This is a genomic window from Streptomyces sp. 15-116A, assembly GCF_025290915.1.
Lineage (GTDB): Bacteria > Actinomycetota > Actinomycetes > Streptomycetales > Streptomycetaceae > Streptomyces.
On the sequence record NZ_JAOCQE010000068.1, the window covers coordinates 1 to 25,970 of the forward strand.

Consider the following 25,970-nt stretch of genomic DNA (forward strand, 5'->3'; position numbering starts at 1 on the left):
CGAGCCGCTCGCCCGTGCGGCTCTCGACGCCCGCGGCGATCGTGTCGGCCGTCAGGACCAGGCCCGTCGCACCTGTGCAGGAGACGACGACGTCGGCACGTGTCAGCTCCGAGGCGACCGAACCCATCGGCACCGCGCGGGCCCGTACGTCCGTGTCGTCGCCCTGCGTGAGGATCTCCGCGAGCCGCTCGGCGCGGTCCTGCGTGCGGTTGGCGATCACGATCTCGGCGACCCCGGCCCGCGCGAGCGTGGCCGCGGCCAGCGAGGACATCGAACCGGCGCCGATGACCAGGGCCTTCTTCTGCCGCGCCCAGGACTCGACCGGCGCACCGAGCGCCAGCTGCTCCAGGCCGAAGGTGACCAGGGACTGCCCGGCGCGGTCGATGCCGGTCTCGGAGTGGGCGCGCTTGCCGACCCTGAGGGCCTGCTGGAACAGGTCGTTCAGCAGCCGGCCCGCGGTGTGCAGCTCCTGCGCGCGGGCGAGGGAGTCCTTGATCTGGCCGAGGATCTGGCCCTCGCCGACGACCATGGAGTCCAGCCCGCACGCCACCGAGAACAGGTGGTGGACGGCCCGGTCCTCGTAGTGCACATAGAGATAAGGGGTGAGCTCCTCCAGGCCGACGCCGCTGTGCTGGGCGAGCAGCGTGGACAGCTCGGCGACACCGGCGTGGAACTTGTCCACGTCGGCGTACAGCTCGATGCGGTTGCAGGTGGCGAGTACCGCGGCCTCGGTGGCCGGTTCGGCGGCGACCGTGTCCTGAAGCAGCTTGACCTGCGCGTCCGCGCTCAGCGAGGCCCGCTCCAGCACGCTGACCGGGGCGCTGCGGTGGCTCAGTCCGACGACGAGGAGACTCATGCCGGCATCACGGCGGGTACGTCCCCGTCGGGCCCCTGGTCGGTGGCGGAGGGCTGCTTGGAGGCGGCGGGGGCGGGAACCCCGGCGGCGGTCTCGGCGGCGGCCTCCTCGCCGGCCTTGCGCTGCTCGTGGAAGGCGAGGATCTGCAGCTCGATGGAGAGGTCGACCTTGCGCACGTCGACGCCGTCCGGGACGGACAGCACGGTCGGCGCGAAGTTCAGGATGGAGGTGACCCCGGCGGCCACGAGCCGGTCGCAGACCTGCTGGGCGGCGCCGGCGGGGGTGGCGATCACACCGATCGACACGCCGTTGTCACGGATGATCGCCTCGAGCTCGTCGGTGTGCTGCACCGGGATCCCGGCGACGGGCTTTCCGGCCATCGTGGGATCTGCGTCGATCAGCGCGGCCACGCGGAAACCACGGGAGGCGAAGCCGCCGTAGTTGGCGAGGGCGGCGCCGAGGTTACCGATTCCTACGATCACAACCGGCCAGTCCTGGGTCAGGCCGAGTTCGCGGGAGATCTGGTACACGAGATACTCGACGTCGTAGCCGACGCCCCTGGTGCCGTACGAGCCCAGGTAGGAGAAGTCCTTGCGCAGCTTCGCGGAGTTGACGCCCGCGGCGGCCGCCAGCTCCTCCGAGGAGACCGTGGGCACCGAGCGCTCCGAGAGCGCGGTCAGGGCGCGGAGGTACAGCGGAAGCCGGGCGACGGTGGCCTCGGGAATCCCTCGGCTACGGGTCGCCGGTCGGTGAGTTCGGCCAGTTGCCACGGTGCTCCTGCGGGTAGAGCGGGGCTTCAGGCGGTCGAACGTCCCCGGACCGCCCCGTCGACAGCAGGCTATGTCTTTGTGAACGCGTGCACAAAGATGGTGTCCGATTTGCCCGGCCAACGTGACCCGAGTCACGCGGGTCCGGGGCGCTCGCGGGGAACCGGCGCCAGGTGCGCACCGTTCCTTTTCTTCTGGGGGCAAAACCGCACACTCTCCTCTGTGAATCCCGCCCCCGAGACCAAGCTGCCATCGATCCTAAGCGACATTCCGGCCAGTTTGTACTGGCTGGTCAGTTGCGGTCGGTCAGTCCGCCAGGGCTTTGCGCAGGCGGGCTTCGTTCACACGCCAGAAGGTGTGCTGCTTCCCGTCGACGAGGACGACGGGGATCTGCTCCCAGTACGCGTCGTGCAGAGCCGGGTCCTGGGTGATGTCCTTCTGCTCCCAGCGCACACCCAGATCGCCGCAGACCTTCTCGACGACGACCTGCGCGTCGTCGCAGAGATGACAGCCGGGTTTGCGGATGAGGGTGACGACGTGATCCCGCGGTTGCCTGCGTCCGAAGAGAGGGCTCATGTCGGCCATTGTCCCGCGCCCGCTTTAACGACTCGGACGCGTAGAGTTCACGACGTTCAAACCTCTCGACTCCGGAAACACCGAACTGACTGGCTATGCTCACGGACATGGCCGCTCTCGGATGGCTCACTCCCCGTAGGCGCTCCGCCACGGCGCGGAGCGTGTTGGCAGGCGAGGCCTCGGCGGAGGCAGCACGCAAGTCCACCACGGATGTCCTCGACCGTGAAGTTCCCGAACGCGAACCGGAGTTCCCGGTGCATGGCGACGAACGGGCCGCGGCGTTCTTCGACCTGGACAACACGGTGATGCAGGGCGCGGCGCTGTTCCACTTCGGGCGGGGGCTGTACAAGCGGAAGTTCTTCGAGACGCGCGAGCTGGCGCGGTTCGCCTGGCAGCAGGCGTGGTTCCGGCTGGCCGGGGTCGAGGATCCCGAGCACATGCAGGAGGCGCGGGACTCGGCACTGTCCATCGTGCAGGGACACCGGGTCGCCGAACTGCAGTCCATCGGCGAGGAGATCTACGACGAGTACATGGCCGAGCGGATCTGGCCGGGCACCCGGGCGCTGGCCCAGGCCCACCTGGACGCCGGTCAGAAGGTGTGGCTGGTCACGGCCGCGCCGGTGGAGATCGCCCAGGTCATCGCGCGGCGGCTGGGACTGACCGGGGCGCTGGGCACGGTCGCGGAGTCCATCGACGGCGTGTACACGGGCAAGCTGGTGGGTGAGCCGTTGCACGGGCCGGCGAAGGCGGAGGCGGTGCGTGCGCTGGCCGCGGCGGAGGGCCTGGATCTCTCGCGGTGCGCGGCGTACAGCGACTCGCACAATGACATCCCCATGTTGTCGCTGGTCGGGCATCCGTATGCGATCAACCCCGACAGCAAGCTGCGCAAGCATGCGCGGGCGATGGACTGGCGGCTGCGGGACTACCGGACGGGGCGGAAGGCGGCGAAGGTCGGGATTCCGGCGGCGGCGGGGGTCGGGGCGGTTGCCGGTGGCACGGCGGCGGCGATTGCGTTGCACAGGCGGCGACGCTGACGCCTGCGGCGCTGGCGCCGTAAGTGCAGTCTGGTCTGCCGGGTGCGGCGCCGTGGGGGCTGGTCGCGCAGTTCCCCGCGCCCCTATGACTGCGCCCCTGCGGGGCGCGTCATTTCTTCGGTGGAGGCCAGGGGGACCGTGTGGCCGAAGCGGAGGAGGTTGGTGGGGTCGTAGTGGGACTTGGCCTGGCGTAGGCGGGTGTAGGTTTCCGGGGTCCAGGCGCGGGCGCGGTCGGATGCGTCGCCCGGGGTGCCGTGGATGTTGACCATGGTGCGGCCCGTGCCGTACGGGGACATCGCGGTGTGCAGGGCGGTCGTCGCGCGTTCCACGGACTCGGCGTCCGGCGGTGCGGCCAGGACCGCGACGGCTTCCAGCAGGTACTCCGCGTCACGGGCGCAGATCGCGTCCTCCGTGGCGGCGGGCCGGGACAGCGCCCCGCCCATGTGACGGAGCTGCGCCGCGAGGAGGGGGCAGTCCCGGACGCCGGGGCCCACCTGGCCCAGGAAGGCCCGCATCGCCTCCGGTGGGAGCGCGCGCAGCAAGGAGCACGACTCCCGGGCGGGCAGCGGATCCTGCGGCTCCATCGAGATGCGGTCCACGTCCGTGTACGGCATCACCTCCACCAGGTCGACCGCCACGGGCGCCGCCGCGCGCAGCGGCTCCAGCAGCCGCTCGCCCTCCGCCGGATCGCCGGTCCACGCCAGCGCCACCCGCGCCCAGAAGCCGCCCCGCAGCGGTTCCGGCAGCTGCGGGATCGGCGGCAGGCGCAGCATGCCGCACGCGCTGCACATCTCCTCCGGCACCGAAAGCGTCCACGCGGCCCACGCACTCAGCAGCGGCTCGGCGTGCTCGGCGTGGCAGTACAGCCCGCCGCCGAGCAGCGCCCGCAGCGGGATCAGCTCCGTGACCAGCGAGGTCACCACGCCCACATTGCCCTTGCCGCCGCGCAGCGCCCAGAACAGCTCCGTCTCGTGCTCGGCGTCGGCCTCGTGGAGCGTGCCGTCGGGGGTGACGACCTGGAAGGAACGGACCAGGTCGGCGGCATAGCCGTAGGTCCGGCCGAGCAGCGGCAGACCGCCGCCCACGACGTAGCCGACCGCGCCGGCGTCCGTGGACGTGCCGGTGAGGGGCGCGAGCCCGTGCGGTGCGGCGGCGTCGACGACGTGCCGCCACTTCGCGCCGGCGGCGATCGTCGCGGTGCGCCGGCGCGGGTCGACGGCCACGTCGGTCATGCGGGCGGTGCTGATCAGCAGGCCGTGCTCGATGGGGAAGTTGGCGCCGTGCCCGGTGGCCTGGACGGCGACCGGGGTGCCGGTGGCCGACGCCCAGCGCAGCGCCGTCACCACGTCGTCCACGCCCGTCGCCCCGACGATCACGTCCGGGGTGTGCAGCGCGGCCAGATTGAAACCGGCGGCCTCCTCGGCGTAGCCGTCGTCGCCGGGACGCAGGACGGGGCCGCGGATCTCCGAGAGAGCGAACAGGTCGGGCAGGTGCTCGGTGGTGGTCATCTCGTCCTCCGTGACGTCCGTACGGAGATACGGAGGGACGACGGCGGACTGTGGGCCAGACGTCGCGGTACGGCGCGAGGCGAGCGGCCGTCGGGGTCCGTCCAGGGCGGAGCCGGGCGTTGGACTCCTCTCACCAGCATGGGCCCTTGATTCGTGGGGCGCATGCGGGGCCGTGCGCCCCTTCCCGTTGAGCACCGAGTCACGCCGCGTGCGGTGTTCCGCGCCGACTCGGCGTCGGCAAAGGTGGTCCTCGGGCGGGCGTAGCGTAGGCGGTATGACGACGTACGGATCCTTTCCCGGCACGCGGCCGCGGCGTCTGCGGACCAGCCCCGCGATGCGTCGGATGGTCGCCGAGACCAGGCTGCACCCCGCCGACCTCATCCTCCCCGCCTTCGTCCGCGAGGGCGTGAGCGAGCCGGTGCCGATCGGCTCCATGCCCGGGGTGGTGCAGCACACCCGGGACAGCCTGAAGAAGGCCGCGGCGGAGGCCGTGGCGGCCGGGGTCTCCGGGATCATGCTGTTCGGTGTGCCGGAGGAGTCGAAGAAGGACGCGGTCGGCACCCCGGGCACCGACCCGGACGGGATCCTCCAGGTCGCCCTGCGGGACGTGCGCGCCGAGGTCGGCGACGAGCTGCTGGTGATGTCCGACCTGTGCCTCGACGAGACGACCGATCACGGGCACTGCGGCGTGCTCGACGAGCAGGGGCGCGTCGACAACGACGCCACCCTCGAGCGGTACGCCGAGATGGCGCAGGTGCAGGCCGACGCGGGCGCCCATGTCGTGGGCCCCAGCGGCATGATGGACGGCCAGATCGGCGTGATCCGCGACGCGCTGGACCAGATCGGCCGCGAGGACGTGGCGATCCTCGCCTACACCGCGAAGTACGCCTCCGCCTTCTTCGGCCCCTTCCGCGACGCCGTCGGCTCCTCCCTCCAGGGCGACCGCAAGACCTACCAGCAGGACCCGGCGAACGTCCGCGAGTCCCTGCGCGAGCTGGCGCTCGACCTCGAAGAGGGCGCCGACATGGTGATGGTCAAGCCGGCCGGCCCCTACCTCGACATCCTCGCCCGCGTCGCGGACACCGTGGACGTGCCGGTCGCGGCGTACCAGGTCTCCGGCGAGTACGCGATGATCGAGGCCGCCGCGGAGAAGGGCTGGATCGACCGCGACCGGGCGATCCTCGAAGCCCTGACCGGCATCAAGCGCGCGGGCGCCCGCACCATCCTCACCTACTGGGCCGTCGAGGCGGCCCGCGCCCTGCGCTGACTCCGTACGGCCGCCGGGCTCCGGGACCGTCCCCCGCCGGGACGGGTCCGGAAACCCGGCGTGGGCTTCGGACCACGACACCCCCTAGCGCAGGGCGTCCTCCATCGACTGCTGCCAGTACGTCACCGCCAGGCTGCTGTCGTAGTACACGCCCTTCGCCGGCAGGGACGGGATCGCGGAGGGGCCGCCGCTGCTGTTCGGCGTGCGGCCCTGGAAGCCGACGGTGAGCTGATGGCCGGTGGTGCCGCCGTTCCCGCTGCCGTCTGCGGCCGACAGGAGCACACCGGCGTACGCGGACTCGCCCGGGTCGATACCGACGACGGCCTGCGGCTTCGTCGCCTCGATCGGCTGCGGCACCCACTGCATCTCGTCGAAGCGGAGCACCGGGAAGTAGGTGAGGTCGCAGGGTTTCGAGCCGGTGTTCTTCACCGTGATCAGCATGTGGTTGAGGGGGCGGGGCACCGGCTGGGCGGTGACGGTGGTGTTGGAGCCGTTGCAGGCGACGCGGGTCTGCGGAGCGTCACCGCCGGACTCGTTCGTGCCACCGGCGGCCTCGTCCTTGTCGTCGCCCTTGCCCTTGTCCCTGTTTCCGGCGTCCGTGCCGCCGCTGCCGCCGCCGTCGTTTCCGCCGGCCTGGGAGGGGGCGTTCGAGGTGTCCTTGGAGGTGTCCGCGGTCGCCGTCGCGCTCGGGGTGGCGGCGCCCTCGTCCTCGGTGCCCGTGCCGTCCTGGCAGGCGGTGAGGGCGAGGGCGGCGAGGGTGGCTCCGGTGGCCGCGAGCAGACGGATGCGGGAGGTACGCATGGCGAATTCCTTTTCGTGAGTACGGGTTTCGGCATGGCCGCTCGACCGGGGACCGGGAGCGGCGTGCTTGGATGACCAGAGCGTGTCCGGTGATCCGTCCCGGCTGCCAGGTCTGGCGGGGGATTTGGGACGCTGGAACACTGGCACCGCTGTGACCTGGGGAAACGACCGTTCCCTGGAATGGCGGTATGGGACACGGGGGTGGGAGGAACGGTGTCGGAGGGTACGGCCGCGGCGGAGTTCGCCGGGCAGTTGAGGGCGCTGAAAGAGCGGTCCGGGCTGAGCTACGGGGTGCTCGCCAAACGGCTCCACATGAGTACGTCGACCCTGCACCGGTACTGCAACGGGGACGCGGTGCCGGCCGAGTACGCGCCGGTGGAACGGCTGGCCCGGCTCTGCAGGGCGAACCCCGAGGAACTGGTCGAGCTGCACCGGCGGTGGGTGCTGGCGGACGCGGCGCGCGGGCGGAAGGGGGCGCCCGGGGCGGCTGCGGAGCACGCGGCGGCAGCGGCGCCCGTCGGTGACGAACCTGCTGGGGGAGGTCCGGGCGCCGAGGGGGCGGAGGCTGTGAGTCCGCAGGCTGAGGTCTCGCAGGCCGGGGTTCCGGAGGCTGAGGTCTCGCAGGCCGGGGTTCCGCAGGACGAGGTCCCGCAGGACGAGGTCTCGCAGGCTGAGGTCCCGCAGGTCGAGGTCCCCGAAGTCACCGGCACCGGCACCGGCACCGGCGAAGCCCGCCCCCGTCGTCGGCGTCGTACCCGTACCGCCGTCCTCGCCGGAATCGCCGTGGCCGTCGTCCTCGGCGGAGTCACCCTCGCCCTGAGCCTCCCGGGGGGCGGCGAGGCGGACGGGGACGGGCGGCAGGGGCCCGTCGGGGCCGCAGGCGTCGGAGGCGGAGCCGGCCGGGACGACAGCGCCGCCTCACCGTCCCCCTCCGCCTCGCCTTCCGCGTCCGCCGAGGAGAAGGACAAGGGCACGCCCAGCGCGTCGGCCTCCGCCTCCGACGCCCGGCCGATCGCCTCCGCGGGCGCCGCAGGCCGGGACAACACCGTGCCGCTCACCGTGCGGGCCGACCCCTACGTCTGGCAGGACCCCTGCTCGCAGCGGTATCTGATCGACGAGCCGCCGACCGAGGTCTCCCCGCCGCCGATCGAGCAGGACGCGCCGGCGTGGGTCGCCAGGCAGGGTGCCGTGTCGTCGGGGGAGCAGTATGTGCGGGTCACCGTGCAGGGCACCGGCTCGGAGACGGTGGTCGTGGACGGGCTCACCGTGCGGGTGGCGGGCAAGCGGTCGCCGCTCCCCTGGAACGACTTCGCCATGGGCTACCCCGGCGTCGGCTGCGGCGGGAACGTGCCCACGCGTTCCTTCACCGTTGCCCTGGACGCCGCGCGACCGGTGGTGACGCCGGAGTCCGGGCACCGGAACTTCCCGTTCAAGGTGAGCGAGTCGGACCCCGAGGTCTACTTCATCAAGGCGGACGCCTCGGCGTACGACGTGAGTTGGTACCTGGAGCTGAAGTGGTCCAGCGGCTCCCGCAGCGGCACGCTGACCGTCGGCGACGAGGGCGAGCCCTTCCGCACCAGCGGCAACAACGGGCGCCCGGCGTACGAGTTCCCGCTGGGCGGCGAGGAGTGGGTGCCGGAGGGAACCACCAAGGTGGAGTAGCCGAGGGTACCGACCGGGCACCACCAAGTCTGGTATGCCGACAACGACCGGTGGTGCCGGCGCACGCGGATGCTGTGCTCACCAGCGGGCCCGAGAGGCGTACGGACTACATCGGCACGCCCCCGGACTCCCGTCGGGTGTCCGGATCGCGGAAAGGCGGGTGTAGAGGGCAAGCAGTTTCCTAGGCTGCCGGTCACGTGCCGTTGCCTCAGCCTCAGGAGCCGTGTCATGACCGTCACCGAGCCCGCGTCCGCCACCGCTCCCGTGCCCCGACTCGCCGCACGGACCCGGAACATCGGCGGTTCGCCCGTACGGGACATCCTGGCGGTGACCGCGCGGCCCGAGGTGATCAACTTCGCGGGCGGGCTGCCGGCGCCGGAGCTGTTCGACGCCGGCGGGATCGCGGCGGCGTATCGGGCGGTGCTCGACGAGACGCCCGCGCGGGCGCTGCAGTACTCCACCACCGAGGGCGAGCCCGCGCTGCGGACCGCGCTCGCCGCACGCACCGCCCAGCGCGGGCTGCCGACCGACGCCGACGACCTCCTCGTCACCACCGGATCCCAGCAGGCGCTCTCCCTGCTCGCCACCGCACTGATCGAACCCGGCGACACCGTGCTCGTCGAAAGCCCCTGCTATCTCGCGGCACTTCAGGCCTTCGGACTGGCCGGGGCGCGCGTGCTGGCCGTGCCGGGGGACGAACAGGGCCTGGATCCTGTCGCGTTGGAGGAGCTGGTGGTGCGGGAGCGGCCCAAGGCGCTGTATCTGGTGCCCACGTTCCAGAACCCCACCGGCCGCACCCTGCCCCTCGAACGCCGGACCGCCGTCGCCGAGGTGGCCGCGCGGCGCGGGCTGTGGATCATCGAGGACGACCCCTACGGCGAACTGCGCTACGAGGGCGAACGCGTGCCGTGGATCGCCGCGCTGCCCGGCGCCGAGGACCGCACCGTGCTCCTCGGCAGCTTCTCCAAGATCATGGCGCCCGGCCTGCGCCTCGGCTGGCTGCGGGCACCCGCCGACCTGCGGCGGGCCTGCGCCGTCGCCAAGCAGGCCGCCGACCTGCACACCCCGACCGTCAACCAGCTCGCCGCCGCCCGCTATCTCGCCGACCACGACCTGGACGCCCACGTCCGGCGCGTGGCCGCCGTGTACGGCGCACGCCGCGACGCCATGCTCGCCGGTCTGCCCGCCGCCCTCCCGGGCGGCTCCACCTGGACCCGTCCCGAGGGCGGCATGTTCCTGTGGGCCCGGCTGCCCGAGCCGTACGACACCACCGCACTGCTCCCACAGGTCGTCCGCCACCACGTCGCCTACGTCCCCGGCGCCCCCTTCTACGCCGCCGACCCCGCCCCCTCCACCCTGCGCCTGTGCTTCGTCACCCAGACCCCGGAGGAGATCGAGGAGGGCCTGCGCAGGCTGGGGGACGGACTCAAGGACTAGGGCAAGGGGAGGAGGTCAAGCGCATCGGATGGGACGGGGAGCGGCGGGCCGATCTCGCGACTCTGCGTGACGTACAGGCCGCTCACGCGTGGTCCATCCCCTTCGAGAACCTCGACCCCGTGCGCGGTGTGGCCCCCTCCCTCGGCCTCGCCGATCTGACGGACAAGCTGGTGCACAGCCGGCGCGGCGGCTACTGCTACGAGCACAACACCCTCTTCGCGGCCGTCCTGGAGACCCTCGGCTTCCGGGTGACCCGGCTGGCCGCCCGGGTCGTGGTCGGCACCGACCGCTTCGCGAGCCGCCCGCGCACCCACATGGCGCTGCTCGTCGGCATCCCCGGCGACCCGCGGCCCTACCTCGTGGACGTCGGCTTCGGCGCGATCGGCGCGCTGCTGGAGCCGGTGCCGCTCGTCACCGGCACGGAGTTCCACGACATGGGCCGCCGCCACCGGCTCGTGCACGCACCGCACACCGGGCCGCTGGAGATGTGGGTCCTGGAGGCGTACGGGGCATATGGGGCGTATGGGGCTTACGGGGCGGGCGAGGGCGGCTGGGAGGCGCAGTACGCCTTCACCGTGGAGCCGTTCGAGCCCGCCGACTTCGAGGTCATCAACTGGCACATCGCCACCCACCCCCGCTCCCCGTTCCGCCACCGCCTCTACGTCCAGAACCTCACCCCCGACCGTCACCTCCTCCTCGACGGCCCCCGCCTCACCGAGACCCGCGCCGACGGCACGGTCACGCGCCGCGAGCTGTCCGACGGGGCGGAGATGCGGGGCCTGCTGAGCGAGGAGTTCGGGATCGACGTACCGGAGGGTGTGCGGCTGCCTGTCTGAGCCGGTCGCCCGGCCTCAGCGGACGGTGGCCTCGAAGCACTCCCGCGGTGAGCGGTGCGCGGGCCGGAAGCAGGCCCGTACCAGCGTGCCCGGGTCCGTCGCCGTCATGGGGGTGTAGAGGTAGTTCCGGGCGTCGAGGGCGTCCACCACCTCCGTGGCGTGGGTGGGGCCGGACGCGGTCATCTCCAGGCGGTCGCCCACCTCGGTCGACCACATACGGGCCCAGCTCGCCCCGCAGCGCGGGTTGTGGCGCAGCTCCAGGCGGGCGCCGGTGGCGGTGCGGTGGGTGGCGAGGGTGTGGGTGCCCGAGCCGCACCGCATGTTCATGGGGTCGCGCGCCTCGCAGGAGGTGTCACGGCAGCGGGGGGCGGGGGGTGAGGTGGGGATGCCTGTGGTTTCTGGCTCGGACTCGGGGGAGCCGGAGCCGGTGAGGAGGAGTGCCGCGGTCGCCGTGAGGGTCAGGACGGCGGTCAGTGCGGCTGCGGTCACCGCCGCGATGCGCCATGATCCGTGCCGGGTGGGTTTGTGAGGGGGTGCCGCGGGTGCCGGGGGCGGAGGCGGTTTCGATGGTGGACCCGGCTCTGATGACGGCTCCGGTGGGGGCTGCTCGGTCTGCGGTGGGGCGGCGCGGCCGCTCGTCTCCGCCTCGGCCAGCTCCCACAGGGCCAGGCAATGGCCGTCCGGTTCGCCCGCCAGCCGGCACAGCTCCCGCACGGCCTCGCGCGGGGGCAGGGTCTCGCCCTTGAGGTAGCGGCCCCAGGAGGACTTGCTGAACGGGGTGCGCTCCTCGAGGCCGGTCAGGCTCAGACCGGCCCGCTGCTTCAACTCCCTGAGCGCGAAGGCCAGTTGTGTGCGCTCCGGCGAGGGCGTCATCCCCGTAACGCCCCCCAGGTGTGCGGGCCGACGATGCCGTCCACCACCAGATTGGCCTTCTTCTGCAGCCGTTTGACGGCGCGTTCGGTCAGCGGGCCGTAGATGCCGTCGATGTCGCCCGGCGAGAAGCCCGCCCGCCGCAGCAGGCACTGCGCCTCGGCGACCTTGGGCCCGGAGTGGCCGGTCCACAGGATCGCGTCGCGGGTACGGCTGTGCCCCGCGTACCAGCGGCCGTCGACCCGCTCCACCCGGCAGGTGTACGAGGGCGCCGACCGCGCGGGTGCCTCCGCCCCCGGCGCGGACGCGGAGGCGGCGGCGGAGGTCCGGGCGGTGTGCCCTTCGTCCCCGGTGAGCCGGGCGACGAGAACGGTCGCGGAGGCGCCGACGAGCACGAGCGCGACGACGCCTGCGGCGAGCATGACGCGGAGGGGGCGCGCGTGGGGCGCGGGATCGTCCGGTGCGGGGCCCTGCGGTACGGGTTCGTCCGGCCCGAGGCCCTGCGGTACGGGCTCGACCGGTCCGAGGCCCTGCGGCACGGGATCCTGCGGTACGGGTTGGTCATGAGCGGACTGCTGTTCGTCCGCGGCCGGTCGCGTAGTTCCCTGCGTCTGTCCGCCCGACCACGCCGCCGCCGCGACGTCGCGCAGGGCGAGCAGGCGGGTCGGGTCCTCGCCAGTGATCGCGGCGATCGCCTCGACCGCCTCCCTTGGCGGCAGCGACCTGCCGCCCAGATACCGCTCCCACGACGACGCGCTGTACCCCGTCTTCGCGGCGAGTTGACGCATGCTCAGTCCGCTGTGGTCCTTCAGCCGGCGTAAGCGCACCACCAAGTGCCGCACACGCGGGTCGAGTTCAGCGGGCAGCCCTTTCCAACGCGACATGTTCCCCCCATTCGCGTTCACGGTCCGTCCCCGTCGCATTCTGCAACAGCATCCACGGCCCGCCCCGGACAGCGGTTCCCGCACCCGCACCAAATCGGCCACGGCCCTGTCCCAGCCGTCCCGCGACACCGTCCCGGCTCACCGCAACACCGCAGCTCAGCGACCGGGTCGTCCCACCCTGACGTCACTTCTGCGGCAACTGTGGAGACCTGCGCGCCCTGCCCCGCAGCATCGTTGCCGAGCCGACCGGCCCGGTCGGCCCACCCAGACCTCGAAGGGGGAACAGCATGCCCATCACCAGGAAGCTCGCGGTCCTCGCCAGTGGCGTCGCACTGACCGGTGGCCTGCTGGCCGGAAGCGCGGGCACGGCCGGAGCGGCCGGGTCGGCCCCGGCAGCGCCCGCCGCACCCGCGGCGGCGAAGGACTGTCCGTCGGGCTGGTTCTGCGTCTGGTCCGGGAAGAACTACACCGGACGGATGCAGAAGGTGGCCGGCAACAACGCGGACCTGACCGGGTTCGTCGTCTTCCAGGGCTTCAAGTCCTGGTACAACCACGGCAAGTCCTGTGACTACAAGTGGTACACGAAGACGAACTACCGCGGGGACAGCGGAGTTCTCGCCCGGGGAGTCAAGGGGACGGGCGACGCCGTCTGGTACCAGAAGTCCAACAAGTGGGTCAACTGCCGCTGACCCCACCTGAACCACCCGCAGCCGCGGCCCGTCCTCGCCTCGGGGGAGAGGACGGGCCGCACCCGTGTGCGTACGAACCGGACTCAGAGACGCTCGGGTGTCCGGATGCCCAGGAGGTCCATGCCCCGGTGCAGCGTCGCCGCCGTGATGTCGCACAGGAACAGGCGGTTGGACACCTGCTCCGGGGAATCCGCCTTCAGGACCGGGCACTTGTCGTAGAACGTCGTGTACAGGGACGCCAGCTGGTACAGGTACGCCGCCAGCTTGTGCGGGGCGTACTCCTTCGCCGCCTCCGCGACCGTCTCCGCGAACGCGTCCACGTGCAGGCCGAGCGCGCGCTCCGCCTCGTGCAGCTCCAGCTCCGGGTGGGGCGCCGGGCGTACGGACTCCGGGGCCTTGCGGAGGATCGAGCGGATCCGGGCGTAGGCGTACTGGAGGTACACCGATGTGTCGCCGTTCAGCGAGACCATCTGGTCCAGGTCGAACTTGTAGTCGCGGTTCGCCGACGTCGACAGGTCCGCGTACTTCACCGCGCCGATGCCCACCTGGGCGCCCCGCTCGGCGATCTCCTCCTCCGACAGGTCCTGCGCCTTCTCCCGGACGACGGCCGACGCGCGGTCGATCGCCTCGTCGAGGAGGTCCACCAGCCGGACCGTCTCGCCCTCACGCGTCTTGAACGGCTTGCCGTCCTTGCCGAGGACCGTGCCGAACGCCAGCTGGTACGCCTTCACGTCGTCGTTCAGCCAGCCCGCCTTGCGGGCCGTCTCGAAGACCATCTTGAAGTGCAGCGACTGGCGGGCGTCCACCACGTAGATCAGTGAATTCGCCTTGAGGTTGAACACGCGGTCGCGGATCGCCGACAGGTCCGTCGCCGCGTAGCCGAAGCCGCCGTCCGACTTCTGCACGATCAGCGGCACCGGCTTGCCGTCCGGGCCCTTGATGTCGTCGAAGAAGACACACAGGGCCCCCTCGGAGCGCACCGCCACGCCCGACTCCTCGAGCAGCCGGCACGTCTCCGCCAGCATGTCGTTGTAGCCGGACTCGCCGACGATGTCCGCGTCGCGGATCTCCATGTCCAGCTTCTCGAAGACGGAGAAGAAGTAGATCTTCGACTCGTCCACGAACTTCTGCCACGCGGCCAGCGTCGCCGGCTCACCCGCCTGGAGGTCCACCACCCGGCGCCGCGCCCGCGTCTTGAACTCCTCGTCGGAGTCGAACAGCCGGCGCGCGGCCTTGTAGAGGCGGTCGAGGTTCGACATCGCCTCCTCACCCGTCACCTCGGCGCCGGAGTGGTCCAGCTCGTGCGGGTGCTCGTCCAGGTACTGGATGAGCATGCCGAACTGGGTGCCCCAGTCGCCGATGTGGTGCCGGCGCACCACGTTCTCACCGGTGAACTCCAGCAGCTTCACCACCGCGTCACCGATCACCGCCGACCGCAGATGACCGACGTGCATCTCCTTCGCCACGTTCGGCTGGGCGTAGTCGATCACCGTGGTGCCCGGCTGCTCCGCATGCGGCACACCGAGCCGGCCCGTGTCGTCCGCGTACCGCGCCGCCAGGTTCCGCGTGATCGCCCGGTCCGCGATCGTGATGTTGAGGAAGCCCGGCCCGGACACCTCGACGTCCTTGATCACGTCACCGGCGGCCACCTGCGCGACGACCTCCGTCGCCAGCTCCCGCGGATTGGCCTTCGCCTTCTTCGCCAGGGCCAGGATGCCGTTGGCCTGGAAATCGGCCCGGTCGCTTCGTCGCAGCAGCGGGTCCGCGGCCGCCTCCGGCCGGACGGCCAGGATCGCGGACGCGAGCTGCTGCTGGACGGTGTCGCTGAGGGACGTGACCGGGGCCATAAGTTTGGGTGCCGTTCTCCTCGTGGGGATGGATAGACCCCGCCAGTATCCCATGGGGGGTAAAGCGGTTTTCCCGGGCGCGTGGTGGTCTGGGAGAATGGTGGTCAGTACCTGTCAGTGCCCTTGCACCAGCTTCAGAAAAAGAGGACGTGCCGATCGTGGCTCAGAGCACCGAGACCACCGACTGGGTCTCCCGTTTCGCGGATGAGGTCATCGAGGAGTCGGAGCGCCGGGCCCCGGGCAAACCTGTCGTCGTCGCGTCCGGTCTCTCCCCCTCCGGCCCCATCCACCTCGGCAACCTGCGCGAGGTCATGACCCCGCACCTCGTCGCCGACGAGATCCGCCGCCGCGGCCACCAGGTCCGGCACCTGATCTCCTGGGACGACTACGACCGCTACCGCAAGGTGCCGGCCGGCGTCGCCGGGATCGACGAGACCTGGGCCGAGCACATCGGCAAGCCGCTCACCTCCGTCCCCGCCCCCAAGGGCTCCCCCCACCCCAACTGGGCCGAGCACTTCAAGGCCGCGATGATCGAGTCGCTGGCCGAGCTGGGCGTCGAGTTCGACGGCATCAGCCAGACCCAGCAGTACACCTCCGGCGCCTACCGCGAGCAGATCCTGCACGCCATGCGGCACCGGCACGACATCGACGCCATCCTCGACCAGTACCGCACCAAGAAGGCCCCGGCGAAGAAGCAGCAGCAGAAGCCCGTCGACGAGGCCGAGCTCGAGGCCGCCGAAGGCTCCGGCGCCGCCGCCGAGGACGACGGCAGCTCCGGCTCCGCCGGCTACTTCCCGTACAAGCCGTACTGCGGCAACTGCGAGAAGGACCTGACGACGGTCACGTCGTACGACGACGACTCGACCGAGCTCACCTACGCCTGCACCGACTGCGGCTTCTCCGAGACCGTCCGCCTCAACGAGTTCAACCGCGGCAAGCTGGTGTGGAAGGTCGACTGGCCCATGCGCTGGGCCTACGAAGGCGTGATCTTCGAGCCGAGCGGTGTCGACCACTCCTCCCCCGGCTCGTCCTTCCAGGTCGGCGGGCAGATCGTCGGGATCTTCGGCGGCCAGCAGCCCATCGGCCCCATGTACGCCTTCGTCGGCATCAGCGGCATGGCCAAGATGTCGTCCTCCCGCGGCGGCGTGCCCACCCCGGCCGACGCGCTGAAGATCATGGAGCCCCAGCTGCTGCGCTGGCTCTACGCCCGCCGCAAGCCCAACCAGTCCTTCAAGATCGCCTTCGACCAGGAGATCCAGCGCCTCTACGACGAGTGGGACCGCCTCGACGCCAAGGTCGCCGACGGCAGCGCCCTGCCCGCCGACGTCGCCGCCCACTCCCGTGCCGTGCGCACGGCGAGCGGCGAGCTGCCCACGACCCCCCGCCCGCTGCCGTACCGCACCCTCGCCTCCGTCGCCGACATCACCGCCGGCCACGAGGACCAGGCCCTGCGCATCCTCAGCGAGCTCGACCCGTCCCGCCCGCTGGGCTCCCTCGACGAGGCCCGCCCGCGCTACGACAAGGCCGAGGCGTGGATCAACACCCACGTCCCCGCCGACCAGCGCACCATCGTCCGCGAGGAGCCCGACGCCGAACTGCTGAAGTCCCTCGACGAGCCGAGCCGGGAATCGATCCGGCTGCTGCTCGACGGACTGGCCGACCACTGGTCCCTCGACGGACTCACCCACCTCGTCTACGGCGTCCCCAAGGTCCAGGCCGGCTTCTCCGCCGACGCCACGCCCAAGGAACTCCCGCCGGAGATCAAGACCGCCCAGCGGTCCTTCTTCGCCCTGCTGTACCACCTGCTCGTCGGGCGCGACACCGGACCCCGGCTGCCGACGCTGCTGCTTGCCGTGGGGCAGGAGCGGGTGCGGGCACTGCTCGGGGAGTAGGCCGTTCTACGAGGAAGGGGGCGTCCGGTGTTCGCCGGGCGCCCCCTTCCTCGTATGCGCATGTACGCGCTAAGCGATGTGCTCGTCCGTCAGCTCGGCGTTCAGGCGGTTGGAGAAGCGGTTCATCATGCGCTTGGACTCCGCCTCGTCCAGGGTGACGCCGTAGATCGCCTCGACGTCGGCGATGAAGCCGCGCGGCGTCGGAGCGCCGTTGCCGCTCTTTATCGACTCACGGAAGATCTGGTAAAAGTCCTCCTCCGAGGGCCCGCTCGGCTCCGGTGAGCCACCGCCCTCGCCCAGCTCGCGGGTACGGCCCGGGGACACCGGGATCGGGAAACTGCCGGTCTCCTCCGGGGACGGCTCCTGGAGGGGCGGCTCCTCCTCGTACTGGTCGCGGTACTGGTCGGCTTGCTGCTGCTCCTCGTACCAGCGGGCGTACTGCTCGTCCGGGTCGTAGGTGGGGTCGTAACCGCCGTGGTACTCGACCGTGCGGGGGTCTCGGGCGTGGAGCCAGGGGTTCTGGTCCGGGGGTGTCTGGTTGTGCCGGCCCGGGTGGGGCTGAGGCTCGAGCTCCAGGCGCTGCTCGCTGGGAGGTGCCGCTTTCTGTGGGACGGGCGCCGCCCCAGCGGCACGACCGCCCGCAGCCAGGTCGGCCTCCGGTGCCGGGGGGATCAGGACCGGTTCGATGCCCGCCGCTGCCAGGCCCGACGGGGCCGTTTCCGCCAAGGGGACGCCGTACTTCGCCAGGCGGAGGGGCATCAGGGCCTCCACCGGGGCCTTGCGGCGCCAGGCGCGGCCGAAGCGGGAGCGGAGGCGGGCCTGGTAGACCAGGCGCTCCTGCTCCAGCTTGATCACCTGCTCGTAGGAGCGCAGCTCCCACAGCTTCATCCGGCGCCACAGCAGGAACGTCGGCACCGGGGACAGCAGCCAGCGGGTGAGGCGCACGCCCTCCATGTGCTTGTCGGCCGTGATGTCGGCGATCCGGCCGATCGCGTGCCGGGCCGCCTCCACCGAGACGACGAACAGCACCGGGATCACGCCGTGCATACCCACGCCGAGCGGATCCGGCCACGCCGCCGCGCCGTTGAACGCGATCGTCGCCGCCGTCAGCAGCCACGCCGTCTGCCGCAGCAGCGGGAACGGGATACGGATCCACGTCAGCAGCAGATCCAGGGCCAGCAGGACGCAGATACCCGCGTCGATGCCGATCGGGAAGACGTAGCTGAAGTCCCCGAAGCCCTTCTTCAGGGCCAGTTCACGGACCGCCGCGTACGAACCCGCGAAGCCGATACCGGCGATGATGACCGCACCGGTGACGACCACGCCGATCAGAACCCGGTGCATCCGTGTCAGCTGCAGTGGCGCGGCCACCCGTACTCCCCTCCCCATGCGAGTTCTTGCGCGCAACAGAGTGGCACATGTGTGCGGAGGACGGGTGGCCGGTTCTCGTTCAGCGCGGGATCAGCTCTTGCCCGACGTCTTCGAAGAGGCCTTCGCCGGGGCCTTGGAGGGCGTCTTCGACGCGGCCTTCGACGGTGCCTTCGAGGAGTCCCCGGACGCCGGCTTCGACGGGGACGACGAGGACTTCGACGGCGCCTTCGAACCGGACGGGCCGTTCGCCTCCGTCACCGAGGCCACCGCCTCCTTCGCCGCCGCCTTCGCGTCCTTCATCAGGTCCTCGGCGCTCGGCGTCTTGTCACCGGCCAGGCCCGCACCGTTGTAGTCGAGCGTGACCACCACGTTCTCGACGCGCGCCACGACCGTCTGCTGCTTGAAGGTGCCTTCCTTCTTCTTCAGCTCGTACGCGATCGCCGTCGCCTCGTCACCCGTACCCGTGACCGGCTCCGACGTCACACCCTTCGCGCCCTCGGCCGACTTCGCGTCGCGCACCTGCTTGCCGTAGTACTCCTCGGCCAGCTTGTCGCCCGCACCACGCGTGACATCGGACTCGAAGCGCAGCAGCGACACATTCAGCCAACGGAACTGCGAGCCCTTCACACCGTTGTTGTCGAGGCTGCTCCACGAGCAGTTGGCACGCGCGGACACATCGTCCGAGTTGCCCTCCTTGCCCGACTTCGCCTTCGGTGCGAGCTCTTCGAGGGTCTTCTTCGACAACACCTCGCACGGCTCCGGCAGCGTCTTGAACGCCGCCGCCTGCACCGTCGGCGACGGACTCGCCGACGCCGAGGCGGACGCACCCGCCGCCTTGTCCTTGCCGTCGTCGGAGCCGGAGTCCGAGGAGCAGCCGGCGGCGACCAGCATCACGGGGACGGCGGCCGCGCAGACAAGGACGCGGCCAAGGCGCTTGGTCCGCTGCTCACGCTGATCTCGCTGTGCTCGTCGCTGCATGGTTCCTTCACTCATGACGCTCGTGTTCCCTGCGGTCGGAACGGGGTCCGAGGGGTCACGGTACGCGCTGCGCCACCCGTGTGGTCTTCCTTCGGGGGCTTTGCGCAGGGGCGTGAAGGGCGCGTGGACGGCGCTCAGCCGCTCAGCGCATCAGCCAGCCCGGAGGCCAGTTTCCGCGCCCTGTCCTGCATTTCCTTGCTGTCCGGCACCGCGCCGACCGTCGCCGGCTGCTCCGCGTACTCCACCGTCACGATCACATTGGACGTGCGGAACGCCACAGTCACCATGCGCTGCTTGGCCGTCGAACCCGAGCTGCTGAGCTCGTCGTCGAGGAACGCCTCGTCGCCCAGATCGTCCAGCGCGCGGGACTGAAGACCGGACGGGGACAGCGACGGCGGCGGCGAGGAGGGCGAGCCGGAGGAAGGGGACGAACTCGGCTCCGTGGCAGGGCCGGTGGCCTCGTCGGCATCGGCGTCGGCACCGGCACCGGCGTCGGCGGAACCGGACTCCCCGGCGGAACCGGACTCCCCGGTCGTCGGCTCCGGCAGATCGGCCGCCACCAGCCGCTCCGCGAACAACCGCTCCGCCTCACTGTCGTCGCTCACGGCCCGGTCGTACGAAACAACCCGCTCGAAATCGACCCGGAGATGGTCCGTCGCCTGCGCCGAATCCACCTTCCAACGGCAGCCGGCCCGGCGGTCCGTGTTGAACGTGACCGTCGCCTCACCCTCGTACGCCTTCTCGCGCGCGGCCTCGTCCGGCAACTCACGAATACCGGGGAGCAGTTCGTCGAGCAGCTTCTCGTCCACCGCGCCACAGGGCTCCGGAAGAGCGGTGTACTTGCCCGGCTGCGCCGCCTGCGTCGCCGTACCCGGCTCACCCGGGTTGGAGTTGTCCGTGGTGCCCCCGTCACCGGAGCTGCCGGTGCAGCCGGCCAGCAGCGCCGCGAGGAGCGCGGCGACGCCGGGTACGTACGCCTTGCGCTGCACGATCGGGCTCCTCTCGACGGTGGGCGCGGGACGGTGCCCGCCGGGTCTTCTCAGTGTCCCCGCTGCTTAATCGCTTGCCGCGCGGGGGCGCCCCCTGCAGACAATGTGTATCGCACGCACTGCCGTGGACGCCGGTCCGTCATCCCTTTTCGTCGACCTTGGCACCGGTTTTGCGTTTCCATACTTTTGTACTTTTCCGGGGGAATGAGGAAGCCATGTCGTACGTGGAGATGCCGGGCGCGAAGGTCCCGATCCGCATGTGGACCGACCCGGCGACGGTCGAGGAGGGCGCGCTCCAGCAACTGCGCAACGTCTCCACCCTGCCGTGGATCAAGGGCCTGGCGGTCATGCCGGACGTCCACTACGGCAAGGGCGCGACGGTCGGCTCGGTCATCGCGATGCAAGGCGCGGTGTGCCCGGCGGCGGTGGGCGTCGACATCGGCTGCGGCATGTCGGCGGTCAAGACGTCCCTGACGGCGAACGACCTCCCGGGCGACCTGTCCCGCCTGCGCTCGAAGATCGAGCAGGCGATTCCGGTGGGGCGGGGGATGCATGCGGAGCCTGTGGATCCCGGGAAGTTTCATGGGCTTGCTACTGCTGGGTGGGATGACTTCTGGGGGCGCTTCGATCGGATTGCGGAGGCGGTGCATTTCCGCAGGGATAGGGCGGCTACACAAATGGGAACCCTTGGCCATGGCAACCACTTTGTGGAGGTTTGTGTAGATACGTCCGATTCGGTCTGGCTCATGCTCCACTCCGGATCGCGGAACATCGGCAAGGAACTCGCCGAGCACCACATCGGTGTCGCGCAGAAGCTCCCGCACAACCAGGGCCTGGTCGACCGCGACCTCGCCGTCTTCGTGGCGGACACCCCGCAGATGGCGGCGTACGAGCACGATCTCTACTGGGCCCAGGCGTATGCGAAGTACAACCGGTCGATCATGATGGCGCTCCTCAAGGATGTGATCCGTACGGCGTTCAAGAAGGCCAGGGTGACTTTCGAGCCTGAGGTGAGCTGTCACCACAACTACGTCAGTCGCGAGCGCTATGAGGGCATGGACCTGCTCGTCACCCGCAAGGGCGCGATCCGGGCGGGCTCGGGCGAGTACGGGATCATCCCGGGCTCGATGGGCACGGGCTCGTACATCGTGAAGGGGCTCGGCAACGAGAAGTCCTTCAACTCGGCTTCGCACGGCGCCGGTCGGCGGATGAGCCGCAACGCGGCGAAGCGGCGTTTCACGACGAAGGACCTGGAGGAGCAGACCCGGGGCGTGGAGTGCCGCAAGGACTCCGGCGTCGTGGACGAGATCCCGGGCGCCTACAAGCCGATCGAGCAGGTCATCGACCGGCAGCGGGACCTCGTAGAGGTCGTGGCCAAGCTGAAGCAGGTCGTCTGCGTCAAGGGCTGAGCTGCTTCTCCAGGAGCGTTACCGCGTACGGGCTGCCCTTGCCGTCCTTTTTGGCCTGCTGTTCTCCGACCACCTTATAGCCCGCCTTCTCGTAGTACGTGCGGAGGTGGGGATTCGTGGCGAGGCAGTCCAGGCGGGCGTAGGGGTGGCCGTGGGCCTTGATGCGGGATTCCGCGTGGGTCAGGAGGGCGCGGCCCGTGCCGGGTGGGGCCGTGTGGGGGGTGGTCATCAGGCGGTGGATGTACCCGGCCTCCGGTGGGCGGGGTCCCCAGGCGGCGGGGTCGTCCCACCAGAGTTCGTAGGCGCCGGCCAAGTGGTCGCCGTGGTGGGCCAGCCAGACCTCGCCCTCGCGGATGCGCGTGCGGAAGTGGGTCTCGTCCTTCTCGCCCGGCTTCCACTGGTCGATTCCGCGGGCCAGCATCCACAGGGCCGCCGAGTCGCGGAGGCGGACGAGGGTGGGGGCGTCCGAGTCGGTTGCCTGACGGAACGTCAATTCATCCTGGCTGTACGTGGGCTCTTCCAGTAGGCGGGTGCGGAGTGTGGTGGAGATGGTTCGCGCGTCCAGGTGCAGGGACTCCGTCACGTACGCCTCGATTGAGCCGTGGCGGGCGGTGAGGTGGGTCAGGAGGTGGCGCATCACCTCGGCGGGGGCGCGGCCGAAGGCCAACCACTGTGGGGGGTGGCCGTGGCGGGCTGTCCAGTCGGCGAGGAGGGCGGGGGCGGCCAGTTCCGTCAGGGTGAAGTCCTCGACGATCGTGGCCGTGGGGGTGTTGAGAAGGCTCAGGGTCAGGGCGGCCACGAGGCCCGTGCGGTCCTTGCCCGAGGCGCAGTGGAAGATCAGGGGGGTGCCGGTGGTGGCCGCTTCGGCGATGAGGTGGAGGGCCTGGGCTATCTCCTGTGCGCCCTCCTCGGCGACCTCCAGGTAGCGCTGCGTCAGGTAGGCGCTCAGGTCGGCTTCCGTGTTCAGGGCGGCCTGGTCGTACGCGCGGTGTTCGATGCTGAGGTGGTGGTACCTGAACGACGGGTGCGCGGGTATGCGCCCGTGGGTCTCGATCTCCCACGGGCGGCGCAGATCCACGACCGTGCCGATGCCGAGGGAGAGGAAGCGGTCCCAGTCCGGTGTGTCCGGGCTCAACTTGCCGAGGGAGTCGGCGCGGTAGAGGAGGCCCGGGCGGATGCGGAGGCCGTCGGTGGTGGTCAGGCCGCCCAGGTCACGGACGTTGTGCAGGGCGTCGAAGGGTATGTGTCGGTCCACCCGGCCACGCTACTTGGCGTGCATGACCGCGTAGATCATGACGAACGCGACGACGTGGATGCCGAAGAGGAAGTAGCCGAGGTAGTACCAGACGTAGCGTTCGCGTTTCTTCTCCAGGGCGAGGCGCTGCTGTTCGGGGTCGGTCGTCATCGGCGCTCCCGGTGGACCTTGGTGTTGGAGGCCTGGGCGCGGGGGCGGACGACGAGGAGGTCGATGTTGACGTGGCTGGGGCGGGTGACCGCCCAGGTGATGGTGTCGGCGATGTCCTCGGCGGTGAGGGGTTCGGCGACGCCCTCGTAGACCTTGGCGGCCTTCTCCTCGTCCCCGGCGAAGCGGGTGAGGGCGAAGCCTTCGGTCTTGACCATGCCGGGGGCGATCTCGATGACGCGGACCGGGCGGCCGACGATCTCCAAGCGGAGGGTCTCGGCGAGGACGTGTTCGGCGTGCTTGGCGGCGACATAGCCGGCGCCGCCCTCGTAGGTGGCGTGGCCCGCGGTGGAGGAGACCACGACGACCGTGCCGTCGCCGCTGGCCTCCAGCTTGGGCAGGAGGGCCTGGGTGAGGTTGAGGGTGCCGATGACGTTCGTCTCGTACATCCGGCGCCAGTCGTCGGGGTCGCCGGTGGCGACGGGGTCGGCGCCGAGTGCGCCGCCCGCGTTGTTGACGAGGACGCCGATGGTCGTGAAGGCGGTGGCGAACTCGTCGACGGCGGCGCGGTCGGTGACGTCGAGGGGGTAGGCGGTCGCGGAGTGGCCGGCCGCGGTGATCTCCTCGGCGAGTGCCTCGATACGGTCCTTGCGGCGGGCGGTGAGGACGACGCGGTAGCCGGCCGCGGCGAGTCCGCGGGCCGTGGCGGCGCCGATGCCGCTGCTCGCACCGGTGACGACGGCGATGCGGGAGGCTGCGGGCGGGGTGGCGCTGGCCATGGCGGGGGCTCCTCGGGCGGGGCTCGGTGATGTCTCGGGGTGGTCCCGCCAGCATAGGCGCGGGCCGCCGACGGGCCCCGGGCCGGTCTCAGCCGTTCCTGGGCGTCCACATGATCACGGCCATGCCGGCGAGGCAGATCAGCGCGCCGGTGATGTCCCACCGGTCCGGCCGGTAGCCGTCGGCGATGACGCCCCACAGGAGGGAGCCGGCGACGAAGATGCCGCCGTACGCGGCGAGGACGCGGCCGAAGTGGGCGTCGGGCTGGAAGGTGGCGACGAAGCCGTACGCGCCGAGGGCGAGGACGCCGCCGGTGGCCCACATCCAGCCGCGGTGCTCGCGTACGCCCTGCCAGACCAGCCAGGCGCCGCCGATCTCCAGCAGCGCGGCGAGGACGAACAGGGCGGCGGAGCGGAGGATCAGCATGAGGGCAGCTTCGCACGGGCGGCGGGGGGCGGCCGGTGTCACCTGTGGGAGGGCGTCCGGGGCGGGTGTCACCTGTTGGGGGGCGTCTGGAGGGGGCCGCGCGGGGGATACATGCTGCATGTCGGGTTACGCGCGGTCGCGGCTGCTGGCGGAGCTGTCCGTGGTCTCGCGCCGCTACATCGCCTCGTACGCGCTGTTCAATCAGGCGGTCGCGGATCATCTGGGTCTGCATCCGACCGATCTGCAGTGTCTGAATCTGCTGACGCTGGAGGGTGGTCCGGTGTCTACGGGCCGGATCGCGGAGCTGACGGGGCTGACGACGGGTTCGGCGACGCGGCTGGTGGACCGGCTGGAGCGGGCCGGGTACGTGGTGCGGGAGCGGGACGCGGGGGACAGGCGGCGGGTGCTGGTGGCGCCGGTGCCGGAGCGCGCGGCGGAGTTCGGGCGGGTGTGGGAGCGGCTGGGCGGTGGCTGGATCGCGCTGTTCGACGATCTCGACGACGGGCAACTCGCCCTGTTCATCGATCACATGAGGCGGACCACGGAGTTCAGCGCGCGGCAGGCGGCGCGGCTGCGGGCGGGGGAGCTGCCGTAGGAGGTGGACACCCCCTAGGAGGCGGCGGCGTCGTACTGCTCGCGGGCCTTGTGGACCTCGTCGAAGTGGGTCTCCGCCCAGTCCTTCACGGCGGTCAGCAGCAGGGCGAGGCTCTGGCCGAGCGGGGTGAGGGTGTAGTCGACGCGGACGGGGACGGACGGGGTGACGGTGCGGGAGAGCAGGCCGTCGCGTTCCAGGGTGCGCAGGGTCTGGGTGAGCATCTTGGGGCTGACGCCGGCGATCTTGCGGCCGAGTTCGCTGTAGCGCATGGGGCCGGCGGCGAGGGCGCTGACGACGAGGGCGACCCACTTGTCGCTGATGCGGTCGAGGAGCTGGTTGGTGGGGCAGTCGCGCAGGTAGGCGTCGTAGGCGATGCGGGCCTGTTCGCGGCGCTGGGCCGCTGTGGTGGTGGCCATGGCTCACTCCTGGGTGACGAACGCACTCTGAGGTAACTACTTCCCTGTGGATAGTAGCTCTTCCTAGGGTTGTGGTCGATCGCGGAGGTCACCGCGACGGACAGTGATCATCAGGGAGTTGTGTCATGCATGCAGCAGTGGTGACGTCGTTCGGTGGGCCGGAGGCCGTGCGGATCGTGGAGACCGCGGTGCCGGAGCCGGGGGAGCGGGAGGTGCGGATCAAGGTCGCGGCGGCGGCGCTGAATCCGGTGGACGCGGCTCTGCGCGAGGGGGTGTTCGGCGGCGCGGGCACGTCGATCGGGCTGGGCTGGGATGTCGCGGGGACCGTCGACGCGGCGGGCGCGGGGGCCGGCTGGAGCGCCGGGGAGGAGGTGGTGGCGCTGCACCACGGCATGCTCAGGCCGCTGGGGACGCACGCCGACTACGTGGTCGTACCGGCGGACGCGGTGGCGCGGGCGCCGCGCACGGCCGACGCGGTGCAGGCGGCGACGCTCCCGCTGAACGCGCTGACCGCGGCGCAGGCCCTGGATCTGCTGGACCTCGCGCCGGGCTCCTCGCTCCTGGTCACGGGTGCGGCGGGCGCGGTCGGCGGGTACGCCGTCCAGCTCGCCGCCCTGCGCGGGGTGTCCGTCACCGGGCTCGCCCGGGAGGACGACGAGGAGTTCGTACGATCGCTGGGCG

26 protein-coding genes are annotated in these 25,970 nt (G+C 71.1%); 10 read left to right on the forward strand and 16 right to left on the reverse strand.

The features are described from left to right. From N4P33_RS14230 to N4P33_RS14240, 3 genes are all read right to left on the reverse strand, one after another. A partial coding sequence (locus tag N4P33_RS14230) for a glutamyl-tRNA reductase (RefSeq protein ID WP_260826824.1) occupies positions 1-856 on the reverse strand: 856 nt, incomplete at its 3' end. Next, positions 853-1,626 (reverse strand): redox-sensing transcriptional repressor Rex, encoded by a 774-nt coding sequence (locus N4P33_RS14235; protein WP_260826826.1) that lies wholly within the window; start codon positions 1,624-1,626, stop codon positions 853-855. The genes N4P33_RS14235 and N4P33_RS14230, both read right to left, overlap by 4 nt. Before the next feature lie 303 nt (positions 1,627-1,929). Beyond that, the gene (locus tag N4P33_RS14240; protein WP_260826828.1) at positions 1,930-2,208 is read right to left on the reverse strand and encodes a glutaredoxin family protein; all 279 of its coding nucleotides are present in this window, start codon (positions 2,206-2,208) and stop codon (positions 1,930-1,932) included. A gap of 98 nt (positions 2,209-2,306) precedes the next feature. Between N4P33_RS14240 and N4P33_RS14245 the strand changes: the two genes are divergently transcribed. Then, entirely contained in the window at positions 2,307-3,233 is a 927-nt protein-coding gene (locus tag N4P33_RS14245) for an HAD family phosphatase (RefSeq protein WP_260826830.1), read from the forward strand. Between the two features lie 83 nt (positions 3,234-3,316). On the opposite strand, the gene N4P33_RS14250 is transcribed toward N4P33_RS14245, so the two are convergent. Next, the gene (locus N4P33_RS14250; RefSeq protein ID WP_260826832.1) at positions 3,317-4,741 is read right to left on the reverse strand and encodes an FAD-binding oxidoreductase; all 1,425 of its coding nucleotides are present in this window, start codon (positions 4,739-4,741) and stop codon (positions 3,317-3,319) included. A gap of 274 nt (positions 4,742-5,015) precedes the next feature. On the opposite strand from N4P33_RS14250, the gene hemB reads away from it, so the two are divergent. Further along, positions 5,016-6,008, forward strand: coding sequence for a porphobilinogen synthase (gene hemB / locus N4P33_RS14255; protein ID WP_260826833.1), 993 nt, complete (start codon positions 5,016-5,018; stop codon positions 6,006-6,008). 84 nt (positions 6,009-6,092) lie between these two features. Here hemB and N4P33_RS14260 read toward each other — a convergent pair whose 3' ends face one another. Then, positions 6,093-6,809, reverse strand: coding sequence for a DUF4232 domain-containing protein (locus N4P33_RS14260; protein WP_260826834.1), 717 nt, complete (start codon positions 6,807-6,809; stop codon positions 6,093-6,095). Positions 6,810-7,022: 213 nt separating this feature from the next. On the opposite strand from N4P33_RS14260, the gene N4P33_RS14265 reads away from it, so the two are divergent. From N4P33_RS14265 to N4P33_RS14275, 3 genes are all read left to right on the forward strand, one after another. Then, positions 7,023-8,471 (forward strand): helix-turn-helix transcriptional regulator, encoded by a 1,449-nt coding sequence (locus tag N4P33_RS14265; RefSeq protein WP_260826836.1) that lies wholly within the window; start codon positions 7,023-7,025, stop codon positions 8,469-8,471. Positions 8,472-8,699: 228 nt separating this feature from the next. Further along, positions 8,700-9,908: a PLP-dependent aminotransferase family protein gene (locus tag N4P33_RS14270; protein ID WP_260826837.1), complete on the forward strand. Its 1,209-nt coding sequence runs from the start codon at positions 8,700-8,702 to the stop codon at positions 9,906-9,908. A gap of 23 nt (positions 9,909-9,931) precedes the next feature. Next, positions 9,932-10,744 (forward strand): arylamine N-acetyltransferase, encoded by an 813-nt coding sequence (locus tag N4P33_RS14275; RefSeq protein WP_260826864.1) that lies wholly within the window; start codon positions 9,932-9,934, stop codon positions 10,742-10,744. A 15-nt stretch (positions 10,745-10,759) separates the two neighbouring features. Here N4P33_RS14275 and N4P33_RS14280 read toward each other — a convergent pair whose 3' ends face one another. Beyond that, the gene (locus tag N4P33_RS14280) at positions 10,760-11,617 is read right to left on the reverse strand and encodes an XRE family transcriptional regulator (protein ID WP_260826839.1); all 858 of its coding nucleotides are present in this window, start codon (positions 11,615-11,617) and stop codon (positions 10,760-10,762) included. After that, entirely contained in the window at positions 11,614-12,498 is an 885-nt protein-coding gene (locus N4P33_RS14285; RefSeq protein ID WP_260826841.1) for a peptidoglycan-binding protein, read from the reverse strand. Before N4P33_RS14285 ends, N4P33_RS14280 begins: the two co-directional genes overlap by 4 nt. 287 nt (positions 12,499-12,785) lie before the next feature. Between N4P33_RS14285 and N4P33_RS14290 the strand changes: the two genes are divergently transcribed. Then, positions 12,786-13,187: a peptidase inhibitor family I36 protein gene (locus N4P33_RS14290; RefSeq protein WP_260826843.1), complete on the forward strand. Its 402-nt coding sequence runs from the start codon at positions 12,786-12,788 to the stop codon at positions 13,185-13,187. Positions 13,188-13,270: 83 nt separating this feature from the next. Here the strand turns inward: N4P33_RS14290 and argS are convergent, their stop codons facing one another. Beyond that, entirely contained in the window at positions 13,271-15,034 is a 1,764-nt protein-coding gene (gene argS, locus N4P33_RS14295; RefSeq protein WP_260826845.1) for an arginine--tRNA ligase, read from the reverse strand. Between the two features lie 149 nt (positions 15,035-15,183). Here argS and lysS point away from each other — a divergent pair, with 149 nt between their 5' ends. Then, the gene (gene lysS / locus N4P33_RS14300; RefSeq protein WP_260826846.1) at positions 15,184-16,926 is read left to right on the forward strand and encodes a lysine--tRNA ligase; all 1,743 of its coding nucleotides are present in this window, start codon (positions 15,184-15,186) and stop codon (positions 16,924-16,926) included. Positions 16,927-16,995: 69 nt separating this feature from the next. Here the strand turns inward: lysS and N4P33_RS14305 are convergent, their stop codons facing one another. From N4P33_RS14305 to N4P33_RS14315, 3 genes are all read right to left on the reverse strand, one after another. Further along, positions 16,996-18,297 (reverse strand): DUF2637 domain-containing protein, encoded by a 1,302-nt coding sequence (locus N4P33_RS14305; RefSeq protein ID WP_260826847.1) that lies wholly within the window; start codon positions 18,295-18,297, stop codon positions 16,996-16,998. A 90-nt stretch (positions 18,298-18,387) separates the two neighbouring features. Next, positions 18,388-19,290 (reverse strand): DUF3558 domain-containing protein, encoded by a 903-nt coding sequence (locus tag N4P33_RS14310; protein ID WP_260826849.1) that lies wholly within the window; start codon positions 19,288-19,290, stop codon positions 18,388-18,390. Positions 19,291-19,409: 119 nt separating this feature from the next. Then, positions 19,410-20,264, reverse strand: coding sequence for a DUF3558 domain-containing protein (locus N4P33_RS14315; RefSeq protein WP_260826851.1), 855 nt, complete (start codon positions 20,262-20,264; stop codon positions 19,410-19,412). Between the two features lie 215 nt (positions 20,265-20,479). Here N4P33_RS14315 and N4P33_RS14320 point away from each other — a divergent pair, with 215 nt between their 5' ends. Further along, a complete protein-coding gene (locus N4P33_RS14320; protein WP_260826852.1) occupies positions 20,480-21,673 on the forward strand; it encodes an RtcB family protein in 1,194 nt (397 codons plus the stop codon). Here the strand turns inward: N4P33_RS14320 and N4P33_RS14325 are convergent. The 4 genes from N4P33_RS14325 to N4P33_RS14340 form a co-directional block, all read right to left on the reverse strand. Continuing rightward, entirely contained in the window at positions 21,663-22,928 is a 1,266-nt protein-coding gene (locus N4P33_RS14325) for a GNAT family N-acetyltransferase (RefSeq protein WP_260826854.1), read from the reverse strand. The genes N4P33_RS14320 and N4P33_RS14325 overlap by 11 nt on opposite strands. 9 nt (positions 22,929-22,937) lie before the next feature. Continuing rightward, positions 22,938-23,174, reverse strand: a complete 237-nt coding sequence (locus tag N4P33_RS35685) for a hypothetical protein (RefSeq protein ID WP_399029438.1) — start codon at positions 23,172-23,174, stop codon at positions 22,938-22,940. Continuing rightward, a complete protein-coding gene (locus tag N4P33_RS14335; protein ID WP_260826858.1) occupies positions 23,075-23,854 on the reverse strand; it encodes an SDR family NAD(P)-dependent oxidoreductase in 780 nt (259 codons plus the stop codon). The genes N4P33_RS35685 and N4P33_RS14335 overlap by 100 nt, the downstream gene beginning before the upstream one ends. An 88-nt stretch (positions 23,855-23,942) precedes the next feature. Then, entirely contained in the window at positions 23,943-24,278 is a 336-nt protein-coding gene (locus N4P33_RS14340) for a YnfA family protein (protein WP_260826859.1), read from the reverse strand. A gap of 118 nt (positions 24,279-24,396) precedes the next feature. Here N4P33_RS14340 and N4P33_RS14345 point away from each other — a divergent pair, with 118 nt between their 5' ends. Further along, a complete protein-coding gene (locus N4P33_RS14345; protein ID WP_260826861.1) occupies positions 24,397-24,873 on the forward strand; it encodes a MarR family winged helix-turn-helix transcriptional regulator in 477 nt (158 codons plus the stop codon). Positions 24,874-24,887: 14 nt separating this feature from the next. Here N4P33_RS14345 and N4P33_RS14350 read toward each other — a convergent pair whose 3' ends face one another. Next, a complete protein-coding gene (locus tag N4P33_RS14350) occupies positions 24,888-25,289 on the reverse strand; it encodes a helix-turn-helix domain-containing protein (protein WP_260826862.1) in 402 nt (133 codons plus the stop codon). 125 nt (positions 25,290-25,414) lie between these two features. Between N4P33_RS14350 and N4P33_RS14355 the strand changes: the two genes are divergently transcribed. Next, positions 25,415-25,970 (forward strand): alcohol dehydrogenase catalytic domain-containing protein (locus N4P33_RS14355; RefSeq protein WP_399029435.1); only part of this gene is annotated, 556 nt, incomplete at its 3' end.